This window comes from Nonomuraea sp. NPDC049419, assembly GCF_040676995.1.
In the GTDB taxonomy this organism is placed as follows: Bacteria; Actinomycetota; Actinomycetes; order Streptosporangiales; family Streptosporangiaceae; genus Nonomuraea; species Nonomuraea salmonea.
In genome coordinates, this window is sequence record NZ_JBFAQB010000013.1 from 31,277 (window position 1) to 43,443 (window position 12,167).

Here is a 12,167-nt window from a genome sequence, read left to right on the forward strand (position 1 = left end):
CTACGGTATCGGGAGTTGGCCACCACCCGATGCACGGGCTCCCCCGCCGGCCGCATCGCGGCCCCTCACCTGCCTATCGCGACTGCGGTTTCTGCGGCCCGAACGAGCGCCGCACCACGTCTCCCCTTCCGCCGAGGCCCTTCACCCGCTTGCCGTTGACGTGCAGCGTCACGGCTCCGGCGTCGGCCAGCAGCACGTTGACCTTGTCGGGCGCGCGCCAGGTCGAGGTCTTGCCCGCCTTGAGCGTGCCGGCGAAGAGCTTGCGCCCCTTGGCGTCGTGCACGTTGACGTACGACGACCGCTTGGCCTTGATACGGACCGTGACCATGTTCTTGGCCGCCACCACCGGCGGGGCCGGCTTGGGCGCCTCGGTGATGGGCGTGTTCGGCGGGACGCTGGGCCGGGCCGACGCGGCGCGCACGTCGCCCGTACGGACCTGGTCGCCGCCACCTCCCAGCACCCGCATCATGCCGAAGACCACCACGATGGCCAGCGCCACCCCCAGGGCCATCGTCCAGTTGGGCCCCCGCCGCTCCGGCAGGTTGATCTTGCGGTCGGCCTGGAAGACCGACGACGCCGGCACGGGCTGCGGAGCCCCGCCGTGCTGCTGGTCATAGAGATGGACGGTGGCCTCGGGGTCGAGCCCCACAGCCTTGGCGACCGCCCTGATGTGCCCTCTGGCGTAGAAGGCACCTCCGCAGTCGCCGTATTCGTCCCGCTCCATGCAATGGATGATCGCCTCGCGAATCCTGGTCGCCGCAGCGACCTGCGCGACCGTCAGCCCTGCCGACTGCCTGGCTGCCGCCAGCATGGCCCCGATGCTCTGCTCCTGCACAGCGAACGCCCCCCACCACACCGACTACTCTTCGTGGTAGGAGATATTCAATCAGTTATCGCCAGGCAAGCACGCATTGGGGTCATTCGCCACGCAGACTCGCCAGCAAACCCGGGAGGTCGTCGGGCTTCACGAGCACCTCGCGGGCCTTCGAGCCCTCGCTCGGGCCGACCACGTCGCGGCTCTCCAGCAGGTCCATCAGGCGTCCCGCCTTGGCGAAGCCGACCCGCAGCTTGCGCTGCAGCATCGAGGTCGAGCCGAACTGGGTGGTCACGATCAGCTCGGCCGCCTGGATGAGCAGGTCGAGGTCGTCGCCGATGTCCTCGTCGATCTCCTTCTTGACCGGCGCCGCCGCCACGTCGTCGCGGTATTCGACCTGCATCTGCTCCTTGCAGTGCCCGACGATCTCGGAGATCTCCTTCTCCGAGACGAACGCGTTCTGGATGCGGATCGGCTTGCTCGCGCCCATCGGCAGGAAGAGCGCGTCGCCCTGGCCGACCAGCTTGTCGGCGCCCGGCTGGTCGAGGATGACCCGCGAGTCGGTCAGCGAGGAGACCGCGAACGCCAGCCGCGACGGCACGTTGGCCTTGATGAGGCCGGTGACCACGTCGACCGAGGGCCGCTGGGTGGCGATGACGAGGTGGATGCCGGCCGCGCGGGCGAGCTGGGTGATGCGCACGATCGAGTCCTCGACGTCGCGCGGCGCCACCATCATGAGGTCGGCCAGCTCGTCCACGATGACCAGCAGGTACGGGTACGGCTGGTAGACGCGCTCGCTGCCGGGCGGCGGCTGCAGCTTGCCCGCCCGCACGGCCTTGTTGAACTCGTCCACGTGCCGGAAGCCCGAGGCCGCCAGGTCGTCGTAGCGCCGGTCCATCTCGCCCACGACCCATTCGAGGGCCTCGGCGGCCTTCTTCGGGTTGGTGATGATGGGGGTGATGAGGTGGGGGATGCCCTCGTACACGCTGAGCTCGACGCGCTTGGGGTCGACGAGCACCATGCGCACCTCGTCGGGGGTGGCGCGCATGAGGATGCTGGTGATCAGGCCGTTGACGCAGACGGACTTACCGGCGCCGGTGGCGCCGGCGATGAGCAGGTGGGGCATCTTGGCGAGGTTCGCCACGATGGTACGGCCCTCGACGTCCTTGCCCAGGCCGACGATCATGGGGTGGTGGTCGGCCTGCGCGACCTGCGAGCGCAGCACGTCGCCGAGCGCCACGAGGTCCTTGTCGGCGTTCGGGATCTCGACCCCGATGGCCGACTTGCCGGGGATAGGCGACAAAATCCGGACATCGGCGGACTTGACGGCGTACGCGATGTTCTTCGTGAGCGCCGTGACCTTCTCCACCTTGACCGCGGGCCCCAGCTCGATCTCATAGCGCGTCACCGTCGGCCCCCGAGTGAACCCGATGACCTGCGCGTCGATGCTGAACTGCTCCAGCACGCTGGTCAGCGCGTTGACCACGGTCGTGTTGGCCTTGGTCTGCGGCTTGGGCGCGGTGCCCGGCTTGAGGTGGGCCAGGTCGGGCAGGCTGTAGGGGCCCGCCTGCGGCGACAGCACCAGCTGCTCGACCTTGCGGGGCGCGGGGGTGGGCTGCGGCGGCTCAGGACGCCTCTCAGCCTCGGGAACGGGCGCCTCCTCCTCGTCGGTCAGCCCGGGCACGATCTCCGGCGAGTGGTCGGTCCGCTTGTCCTTCTCGGCGAGCACCGGCGTGTCGTACGGCTTGATGATGTCGCCGCCCTCGCCGTCGTCGCCCTTCTTCGTCTTGACCCGCTTCTTGGCCGACGACTTCGGCGTCGCCGGCTCCGCGTGCCGCTCGAACAGCAGGTGCTTGAGCTCGGCCAGCCGCTCGGGGATGCGGTGGACGGGCGTGGCGGTGATCACCAGCACCCCGAACCCGGACAGGAGCAGCAGCAGCGGGATCGTCACCCACGCCGGCAGGATGCTCATCGGCGGCGCCGAGACCAGGAACCCGACCATGCCGCCGGCCTGCGCCACCTTGTCCATGCCCTGGCCCTGACCGGCCGGGTAGGGGGTGCCGTTGGAGACGTGGATGACGCCGAGCACGCCGACCAGCAGCGCGGCCCAGCCGATCACCATGCGGCCGGTGTCGGCGGAGTGGTCGGGGTGGCGCAGGTAACGCCAGGCCAGCAGGCCGAGCAGCAGCGGCAGCACCCAGGCCAGCGAGCCGAACACGCCGCGTACGGCCGCGTTGACCGCCCCCGACACCGCGCCGTCCGAGTCGCGCCAGGTCATCGCCGCGAGCACGATCGCGCCCGCCAGCACCGTGAGCCCCACGCCGTCGCGCCGGTGCGCCGGGTCGAGCTCGCGGGCGTTCTTGCCCACCGCCCGCGCGGCGCCGCCGATGCCGTTGGCGAACAGCATCCACAGCCCCACGATCAGCTTCCCGATCATGGTGAGTACCCATGTGATCGGGTCGGGGTGGGTCACCGGGGATTTACGGCCGGACGCGGATGCCTTCGTCCTGGACCGTCCCGCCTGCGTCGTCCCGCGCTTGGCGGGGGTCGAGCGAGACGAGGTCGACCGCTTCGCCGGCCCCTTCGATGCGCTTTTCGGCGTACGGGTGGCCATGATGCCAAAGGTACGACGGAGACACCTCGGTACGCGCGTAGGCTCGCCGGTGTCCTGACATGTGACCACCCGAACGGTGACGCGGACGCCCGCTCACTCGCGTCCCCGCACGGTCGAGACCGCCTCGAAAGCCGTCCATGCCGGGCATGAGCACGGCGGCCTTCTTCACAACTGGAGGTATCAGCGGCATCGGTCTGCCACTCTGAGAGTGACCGAACTGCCACATCGAGTGATGTTCTAGGACGCAGAGTGGACACGACCAGAGTGTCGAGTACGGCCTTCGACGGCACTCCGCAAGCACCGGCGCACGCACGCAAGTTCGTCCGTCAGGTGCTCGGCGAGTGGCGCCTGAGCCACCTCGCCGAGGACGCCGTCCTGCTGACCAGCGAGCTCGTCACGAACGCCGTGCTGCACGCGGGCACCGGCGTCGAGCTGACCTGCCGGCTGGACGTCGACGCGACCCCGGCCAAACTCGAGATCGAGGTCGACGACCACCATCCCGCCCGCACGATCCCGCCCGCCGGGAAACCGCCCTCCGGCGACGCGACCTCGGGCCGCGGCCTGGCGCTGGCCGGGATGCTGGCCGACGCGTGGGGCGTCACCTACACCAAGCACGCCAAACGGGTCTGGGTGCGCATGGAGATCGGCGAGGGTTTCGAGCCGCACGAGCCGCCGGGCCGGCTCGGCATGCTCCCGGTCGTGCCGCTGGAGACGCTGCACGTGGGCGTGCTGGTGGCCGACCTCGACGGCGTCGTGGAGTCGTGGAACACCGAGGCGGAGAAGCTGCTCGGCTGGCAGGCCGAGCAGGTCGTCGGCCGCTCCCTCAAAGACCTGGTGGCCTGGCAGGGCCAAGGCCCCTACGCGCTGTCGCTGATCGACACGCTGGCGCTGTGCCGGTGGCGGGGCGAGGCGCGCATGCGTCACCGCGACGGCGGGCTCGTCCCCGTCTACGTCTCCCAGCTGCGCAGCAGGGGGCACGCGGGTGAGCGCAGGTCGATCTGGATGGTGGTGCCCGCCGAGCACCGGGGCGTGCTGACGCCGCCGTCGGCGCCGATGCGCAGGGAGGCGGGCCGGCGGATCAAGGAGCTGCTCGACCACGACATGCCGTTCACGGAGCTGCTGGACACGATCGCGCAGATCGTCCAGGTCTCCAGTGGGGGCGACGCGGCATACGTGCTGCTGTCGGCGGAGGGCGGCAACCGGTTCGGGGTGGCGGCGGGCGCGGGCGCGACGGCGGGGCTGGTCGGGGTGCTGGCCGCGGGCGTGTTCGGGCCCGAGCGCAGGACGCCGGTGATGATCGAGGACCTGCTGGCCGGCGACGTCGAGCTGGCGGACCAGCTGCGGGCCAGGTCGATGGCGTGCGCGCCGCTGCTGGTCGGCGGCGCGGTGATCGGCTACCTCGTGGTCACCGCGGCCAGGCCTGGCCACTTCGACCATGAGCTGACGATCAGCCTGCAGCACATCGCCGGCCAGGTGGCCGTCCCCGTGCAGCGGGGGCGGCTGGCCGAGCAGGACCGCGCGCACAGGGGGCGGCTGTCGTTCCTCGCCGAGGCGGGCGAGCTGCTGGCGGGCGTGCACGACGAAGAGCTGATCGCGGCGCTGACCGCGCAGCTCGTGGTGCCCAAGATCGCGACGTGGGCGGCCGTCTATCTCACCGACCTGACCGGCATGACCAGGCTCGCGCACGTCTGGCACAGCGACGAGCGCAACAACGCCGACCTGCGCAAGTCGCTGCCCGCCATCCCCCGCTCGGCGCTCGACCAGGTCGACTGGCCGATCGGCCCGGAGAACGTGCTCGCCTTCCCGCTGCTGACCCAGGGCAGGTCGTACGGCGCCCTGGTGATCGGCCGCACCGAGCCGACGCTGCCCCTTGAGCTGGCCGACCTGCTGGCGGATCTGTGCCGGCTGGTCTCGCTCAACCTGCACACCGCCATGCTGTACGCCCGCCAGGCCACCACCTCCCGCGTGCTGCAGCGCAGCCTGCTGCCCATGCGGGTGGCGCCCATGCCGGGCCTTGAGTCCGCGGTCGTCTACGAGCCGGCCGAGGAGGGCGCCGACGTCGGCGGCGACTTCTACGACCTGTTCACGGTGGCCGACCACTGGTGCTTCGCGCTGGGCGACGTGTGCGGCAGCGGCCCTGAGGCGGCCGCGGTGACCGGCCTGGCCAGGCACGCCGTACGCCTGCTCGCCAAGGAGCACTACACGGTCTCCGACATCCTCGACCGGCTCAACCACGCGCTGCTGGAGGAGGGCGACGAGGGCAGGTTCCTCAGCCTGCTGTGCGGCGAGCTGACCCCGCTCCCCCAGGGCGGCGCGCTGTGCACGATCGCCTCGGCCGGCCACCCGCCGCCCCTGCGGCTGTGCCCCGGCGGCGAGGTACGCGCGATGGCGACCCCGCAACTGCTGCTCGGCATCGAGGCGAACGCCCGCTTCCACGTGGAGACGTTCGAGCTGGCGCCCGAGGAGGTGCTGCTGTGCGTGACCGACGGGGTGACCGAGCGGCGCAACGGCGACCGGCTGCTCGACGACGACGACGGCCTGGCCGCGCTGCTGTCGGGCTGCACGGGGCTGAGCGCGCACGCGGTGGCCGAGCGGGTGCGGCACGCGGTCGAGACGTTCGCGCCCGAGCCGTCGCAGGACGACGTGGCCCTGCTGGTCATCAAGGCCTCCGCCGCCCTGCGTCAAGGCGTCAGGTGAGTCAGCGGAACCGGTAGGCGGTGGTGGAGGTGCGGCGCTCGCCCGGCCGCAGCACCGTGGAGGGGAACTGCTGCTGGTTCGGCGAGTCGGGGAAGTGCTGGGTCTCCAGGCACAGCCCGGCGAACGGCCCGTACGGCGTGGCGTCCCCGTCGAGCATGCCGCCCGCGTAGAACTGCACGCCCGGCTCGGTGGTGGTGACCTCCATGGTCAGCTCGCCGCCCGTCACCGTGACCCCGCCGTCGAGCACGAAGCAGTGGTCGTAGGCGCCCTCGAAGCGCTCGCCGACGGCGTGCGGCTCGGTGAAGTCGAACACCGTGCCCTTGACCGGCGCCAATTCGCCCGTGGGGATCTTGTCGTCGTCGACCGGCAGGTAGTGCTCCGACTCCATGCGGACCACGTGGTCGAGCACGTCGCCTTCGCCCTTGAGGTTGAAGTAGGAGTGGTTGGTCAGGTTGACCACGGTCGGCGCGTCGGTCTCGGCGGCGTAGTCGATGCGCAGCGCGTCGTCCTCCAGCGTGTACGTCACCGACGCGCTCAGCGTGCCGGGGAAGCCCTGGTCTCCGTCGGGGCTGACGAGCGTCAGCGTCACCGACGAGTCACTGCGCTCGGCGACCGTCCACACCTTGGCGTCGAAGCCTTCGGTGCCGCCGTGCAGGCAGTTGGGCCCGTTGTTGGCGGGGAGGGTGAACTCGACCCCGTCGAGGGTGAAGCGGGCGCCTGCGATGCGGTTGCCGTAGCGGCCGACGACGGCGCCGAAGTAGCGGCTGCGGGTGCGGTAGTCGTCGAGCGTGTCGAGGCCGAGCACGACGTTGACCCCCGACACCTCCAGCCTGCGCACGATGGCGCCGTACGTGAGCACCTCGGCGCGCAGCCGCCCCGACGACAGCTCTATCTGCTCGACCTGCCGGCCAGACGGCAGCGTTCCGAAGATCATTTCTGTGCCCTTCCCGTGGACTCGCGGACTATGAGGGCGGTGTCGAGGGTCACCGTCGCGCCCTCGCCCCCCGACTGCAGCAGCAGATCGACCGCCATTCTGCCCGCCTGCACGGCCGGCATGGCGACCGTGGTCAGCTTGGGCCGGTTGAGCCGTCCCGGCAGGATGTCGTCGAACCCGATCACACTTATCTGGTCTGGTACCCCTATCTCCATCGCCGACAGCCCCTCGATGAGCCCGAGGGCCACGAGGTCGTTGTAGGCGAGCACGGCGGTGGCGCCGCAGGCGGCCACCTCGGGGGCCACCGACAGCCCGCCGGCCTCGGTCGGCTGGTTGGGGCCGAAGAAGATCAGGTCGAGCCCTGGAGTCTCGGCGGCCACACCCTGCATCTCGTTGCTGGTCCACGAGCCGATCGGGCCCGAGACGAGCGCGATCCTGCGGTGGCCGAGCCCGGCCAGGTGCTCCAGCGCGAGCTTGGCGCCCTGGGCGACGTTCATGAGCACGGACGGCATGCCCTTGATGCGCCGGTTGACCACCACGAACGGCACGTCCTCGGCCAGGCGCTCGATCATCTTGTTCGACAGGCGGGGGCTGCACAGCAGGACGCCGTCCACCTGTTTGGTGAACGTCCTGATCAGCTCCTCCTCCACGCGCGGGTCCTCGTCGGTGTCGGCGACGAACACGTGGTAGTCGCGGCCTCTGGCCTGCGACTGGGCGGCCTTGATGAGCGGCGGGAAGAACGGGTTGGCGATGTCGGCCACGATGAGGCCCATGTTGTACGTGCGCCCGGTGGTGAGCGCCCTGGCCGCCCGGTTGGGCCGGTAGCCGAGGTCGTCGGCCGCGGCCAGCACGCGGCTCCTGGTGGCGGGGTTGACCAGGTGCGGCGCGGAGAAGGTGCGCGACACAGTCGACACGTGAACGCCGCAGGCACGGGCCACGTCCTTGATCGTCGCCGCCATCGCGGTCCTCCCTTGCAAACGGTTGCCACAGTAAACCCTGGCCGTCCCGGATAACGGCGTCAAGGTTTCTGCAACCGGTTGCTACAGCGCGCGGCGGCTCACCCGGCCGGGTTCACCACTTCCCGCCGAGTTCGTTCAGCGTGAAGATACCGCCGGCGCGGTTGTGCAGGGGCTCGTTCAGGTCGGGCTCGCCCTGCTCCGCGATGAGCGCGGCGGCGAACGGCTCGGAGGAGTCGTGCGAGACGTACCCGATCGCCTTGGCCTCCTCCAGCGACCACCAGCGGCGCGGGCTGTCGGAGACGCCCCAGACGACGTGGTAGCCGTCGGCGGTCAGGCCCGCCTCGACGAGCCTGGTCAGGTCGTCGGCGGAGATCCAGGTCGCCAGGCCGCGGGTGTCCACGGGGCCCTCGTTGCAGGTGCCGAGGCGGATGACGGTGACGTTCATGCCGAAGCGGTCGTGGTAGAGGCTGCCGAGCGCCTCCATGACGACCTTGCTCACGCCGTAGAAGGTGTCGGGGCGGGGGAAGGCATAGTCGGGCAGGTCGGCGCCGTCGGCCGGGCGGGTGTGGTAGCCGGCGGCATGGTGGCTGCCCATGAGGACGAGGTGCTCGACCCCCTCCTTGTACGCCGCCTCCATCAGCACCTGCGTCCCCTCGATGTTGGCCCGCAGGATGTCGCCCCAGGGGTGCTCCCTGCTCTGGCCGCCGAGGTGCAGCACGGCGTCGACGCCCTTCATGGCCTCCGCCACGGCGTCGGGGTCGGCGAGGTCGGCCGTCACCCATTCCTCGCCGGGCCCCGGCTCGATCGGCTGAATGTCGGAAAGCCGCAGCGTGCGGCCTTCGCGGGCGAGCCGGGGCCGGAGCAACGTCCCGACCTTTCCCGCGGCTCCCGTCATGAGAATGCGCATGCATCCATGATGTACACGATTCTGGCCGAAATTCACATCCTTGAATGTTGACCGTGAGCCGCGTCACTAGTTACGTTCACAGGCACACATTCAAGTCCACGACTCATGTCCACGTATGTGAACAGGAGGCGGTCTGATGTCACGTCGTTTGCTGGGGGTCGCGCTCGCCGCGACCCTCGCCGTAGGACTGACAGGCTGCGGTTCCGGGGGATCGTCAGGTTCGGACAACACTTTGGAGATCTGGATCAGGCAGGCGCCCGATTCCGACTCCGCCAAGACCGCCAAGAAGCTGGCCGACGCATTTACCAAGGCCAGCGGGGTTCCGACGAAAGTCGTCGCGCTTTTCGACGACTTCGAGACCAAACTGAACCAGCAGGCGGCACAGCGACAACTGCCCGACATCGTCATCAACGACACCGCGCAACTCGGCACCATGGTGTCACAGGGCTGGCTCCAGCCCGTCGACAAAGCCACTCTGGCGGGCGCCGACCAGCTCGCGGAAACCGCGTGGAAGGCCGCCGCCGGCGGCGACGGCAAGTATTACGCGGCGCCATTCTCCGCCCAGTCGTTCGCATTGATCGTCCGTAAGGACTGGCGCGAGAAGGTCGGCATGGAACCGCCCGCCACGTGGGAGGACCTCTCCAAACTCGCCGTCGCGTTCACCGAGCAGGACCCCGACGGCAACGGCGAGAAGGACACCGCCGGCTTCGTCGCCCCCGCCGGCACCAAACGCGGCTACGCCTCCTGGTACGCCTCCTCCCTCATCTACGCCAACGGCGGCGACTTCCTCGCCTCCGCGGGCAACGGCAAGTACACCGCCACCGTCAACGACCCCAAGACCGTGGAGGCCGTCCAGTTCCTGCAGGACCAGTTCTGCAAGACCAAGACGGTCAACCCCGGCGCCGTCAGCAACGACACGACCGTCACCCACGAGGTGTTCGAGAAGGGGCAGGGCGGGATCTACCTGGTCGGCCCGTACGTGCTGGCCCGGTTCGTCAACAGCATCGGCACCGACAAGATCGAGGTGCTCCCCGTGCCCAAGGGCCCGTCGGGCGGCCCCGGCACCCTCGGCGAGGGCGAGAACGTCTACATGATGGCCGGCTCCGAGAACCAGGAGGGGCAGAAGAAGTTCGCCGAGTTCGCCATCTCCCCCGAGGGCCAGCGCATCGGCATGAACAAGGACGCCAACGGCGCCATCGTCCGCCTGCCGGTCAACACCACCGTGGACATGGCCGCCGAGCGGCAGGACCCGCGCTGGAAGGTGTTCCAGGAGTCCTACGAGCACGCGGTCTACGCCCCGCCGGTGCCCAACTGGGCGCCGATCCGCCAGACCTCGGCCGACTCCATCAACGCCGTGTGGGCCGACTGCTCAGCCGACGTCAAGACGGCCATGGATGAGCTCAACAACAAGCTCACCCAGGAACTGCAGAGCCAGAAAGCCTCATGACCTCGACACTCACCCCGGCGCGCGGCCGGACCGCGTCCCCCGGCCACCCACCCCGAGCGGTGCGGTGGCGGGGGCCGCTGATCGCCTGGCTGTTCCTGGCGCCCGCGCTGCTGCTCTTCCTGTACTTCAAGTTCATCCCCATGTTCGTGGGGCTGTGGAAGAGCCTGTTCAAGGTGCAGACCTTCCTCGGTGACGAGTGGGTCGGCCTGCAGAACTACCAGACCATCGTCAGCGACGACGAGTTCGCCTCGGCCATCTGGCACAGCGTCGTGCTCGCCCTCGGCACCACGGTCGGCTCGATCGTGCTCGGTCTCGGCCTGGCGCTGCTCATCGAGGGGCCCGCTCGCTATCTGTGGTTCGTCAGGACCGCGGCCTTCCTGCCGGTCGTCACCACGATGGCGGCCGTGGCCGAGGTGTGGCGCATCATGTTCCACCCGGCCGACAGCGGGATGCTCAACGTCATCATCGGCTGGGCGGGCATCGACCCGCAGCCGTGGCTGGCCAGCGAGAACTCCTCGCTCTGGTCGATCATGCTGATGAGCATCTGGCGCGGGACGCCGTACGACATGATGATCTTCCTGGCCGGGCTGGTCGGGGTGGACCGCGCGCTGTACGAGGCGGCCGCCGTGGACGGCGCCTCCACCTGGCGGCGGCTGCGCCACATCACGCTGCCGGCGCTGCGGCCGGTGTTCTGGATCCTGTTCACCCTGGCCGCCATCCGCGGGCTGCGGGTCTTCGTCGAGGTCTACGTGCTCACCAACGGCGGCCCGAACGGCTCGTCCGAAGTGCTCATGACGTTGATCTACAAGCTCGGCTTCCAGAAGAACGAGCTGGGCGTCGCCTCGGCGGGCGGGATCGTGCTGTTCCTCGCCACGCTGGCGCTCACCGTGATCGTGCAGATGCTGCGCAGGAGGCAGGCGACATGAAGTTCGACAGCGCGCTGGGCCTGGAGGCGCGGCGGGGCCCGGTCGCCCGCGCCGGCAAGGTCCTCATCTACGCCACGATGGTGATCGTCTTCACCGGGCCGCTGGTCGGGCTGCTGATGAGCTCGTTCAGCAAGACGCTCGACCCGACCTCCTTCTCCCTGTGGCCGGACGAGTTCACGCTGGAGAACTTCATCCAGGCCAAGGACAAGAACGTCTACCTCTACCTGCTGAACTCCTTCATCGTCGTCGGCTTCGGGCTGCTGCTGCAGGTGCTGGTGAGCGTCTTCGCGGCGTACGCGCTGGCCCGCAAGAAGTTCCGCGGCATGACGTTCGTGATGCTGCTCATGCTCACCACGATGATGCTCCCCGAGGAGATCATCGCGATCCCGCTCTCCCTCGTCCTCGCCGACATGCCGCTGCTGAACGTCAACCTCATCGGCACGTACGCGGGCATGATCCTGCCCGTCGGCGCCTGGGGCTTCTCCATCCTCGTCATGACCGAGTTCATGAAGGAGGTGCCGGTGGAGCTGGAGGAGGCCGCGCGCATCGACGGGGCCGGCGAGCTGCGCATCTTCGCGACCATCATCGTGCCGCTGTGCCGCCCGGCGCTCGGCGTGATCGGCGTCTTCGGCTTCACCATGATCTGGGACCAGTACCTGCTCCCGCTGATCGTGGCCCCCGAGTCGGACATGTGGACCCTGCCCATCGCGCTACGCTCGCTCCGCTCCGACGAGGAGGTCGGGATCGGCGTGCTGCTGGCGGCCTCGCTGCTGGCGCTGCTGCCGTCGATCATCGCCTTCCTCGCCTTCCAGCGGCAGTTCATGCGCGGTCTGACGAGCGGCGCGGTCAAGGGTTAGGCGTCCATGTAT

General features: G+C 69.5%; 9 protein-coding genes. 4 read left to right on the plus strand and 5 right to left on the minus strand.

The features are described from left to right. Positions 1 to 73: 73 nt before the first annotated feature. Together AB0K12_RS31350 and AB0K12_RS31355 are read right to left on the minus strand one after the other, a co-directional pair. A complete protein-coding gene (locus AB0K12_RS31350) occupies positions 74 to 835 on the minus strand; it encodes a helix-turn-helix domain-containing protein (protein ID WP_364569142.1) in 762 nt (253 codons plus the stop codon). Positions 836 to 917: 82 nt separating this feature from the next. Then, positions 918 to 3,428, minus strand: coding sequence for a DNA translocase FtsK (locus tag AB0K12_RS31355; protein ID WP_364569145.1), 2,511 nt, complete (start codon positions 3,426 to 3,428; stop codon positions 918 to 920). Positions 3,429 to 3,677: 249 nt separating this feature from the next. Between AB0K12_RS31355 and AB0K12_RS31360 the strand changes: the two genes are divergently transcribed. Next, a complete protein-coding gene (locus AB0K12_RS31360; protein ID WP_364569148.1) occupies positions 3,678 to 6,125 on the plus strand; it encodes a SpoIIE family protein phosphatase in 2,448 nt (815 codons plus the stop codon). Between the two features lies 1 nt (position 6,126). Here the strand turns inward: AB0K12_RS31360 and AB0K12_RS31365 are convergent, their stop codons facing one another. The 3 genes from AB0K12_RS31365 to AB0K12_RS31375 form a co-directional block, all read right to left on the minus strand. Continuing rightward, on the minus strand, positions 6,127 to 7,059 hold the full coding sequence (locus AB0K12_RS31365) for an aldose epimerase family protein (protein WP_364569151.1): 933 nt from the start codon (positions 7,057 to 7,059) through the stop codon (positions 6,127 to 6,129). Then, complete coding sequence (locus AB0K12_RS31370) at positions 7,056 to 8,018, minus strand: LacI family DNA-binding transcriptional regulator (RefSeq protein ID WP_355429358.1); 963 nt, start codon at positions 8,016 to 8,018, stop codon at positions 7,056 to 7,058. The genes AB0K12_RS31365 and AB0K12_RS31370 overlap by 4 nt, the downstream gene beginning before the upstream one ends. Positions 8,019 to 8,130: 112 nt before the next feature. After that, positions 8,131 to 8,925: an NAD(P)-dependent oxidoreductase gene (locus AB0K12_RS31375; RefSeq protein WP_364569155.1), complete on the minus strand. Its 795-nt coding sequence runs from the start codon at positions 8,923 to 8,925 to the stop codon at positions 8,131 to 8,133. 136 nt (positions 8,926 to 9,061) lie between these two features. On the opposite strand from AB0K12_RS31375, the gene AB0K12_RS31380 reads away from it, so the two are divergent. Genes AB0K12_RS31380 through AB0K12_RS31390 form a run of 3 tightly spaced genes read left to right on the plus strand, consistent with a single transcriptional unit; the run spans position 9,062 to position 12,155 of the window. After that, entirely contained in the window at positions 9,062 to 10,372 is a 1,311-nt protein-coding gene (locus AB0K12_RS31380; RefSeq protein ID WP_364569158.1) for a sugar ABC transporter substrate-binding protein, read from the plus strand. Then, entirely contained in the window at positions 10,369 to 11,298 is a 930-nt protein-coding gene (locus AB0K12_RS31385) for a sugar ABC transporter permease (protein ID WP_364569162.1), read from the plus strand. The genes AB0K12_RS31380 and AB0K12_RS31385 overlap by 4 nt, the downstream gene beginning before the upstream one ends. Further along, complete coding sequence (locus tag AB0K12_RS31390; RefSeq protein WP_364569165.1) at positions 11,295 to 12,155, plus strand: carbohydrate ABC transporter permease; 861 nt, start codon at positions 11,295 to 11,297, stop codon at positions 12,153 to 12,155. Before AB0K12_RS31385 ends, AB0K12_RS31390 begins: the two co-directional genes overlap by 4 nt. The last annotated feature ends 12 nt before the right edge of the window (positions 12,156 to 12,167 follow it).

Coding starts and splice junctions, on each gene's coding strand:
- AB0K12_RS31355 (WP_364569145.1), bottom strand. CDS start 3,428: ATGGCCACCCGTACGCCGAAAAGCGCATCGAAGGGGCCGGCGAAGCGG.
- AB0K12_RS31365 (WP_364569151.1), bottom strand. CDS start 7,059: ATGATCTTCGGAACGCTGCCGTCTGGCCGGCAGGTCGAGCAGATAGAG.
- AB0K12_RS31370 (WP_355429358.1), bottom strand. CDS start 8,018: ATGGCGGCGACGATCAAGGACGTGGCCCGTGCCTGCGGCGTTCACGTG.
- AB0K12_RS31375 (WP_364569155.1), bottom strand. CDS start 8,925: ATGCGCATTCTCATGACGGGAGCCGCGGGAAAGGTCGGGACGTTGCTC.
- AB0K12_RS31380 (WP_364569158.1), top strand. CDS start 9,062: ATGTCACGTCGTTTGCTGGGGGTCGCGCTCGCCGCGACCCTCGCCGTA.
- AB0K12_RS31385 (WP_364569162.1), top strand. CDS start 10,369: ATGACCTCGACACTCACCCCGGCGCGCGGCCGGACCGCGTCCCCCGGC.
- AB0K12_RS31390 (WP_364569165.1), top strand. CDS start 11,295: ATGAAGTTCGACAGCGCGCTGGGCCTGGAGGCGCGGCGGGGCCCGGTC.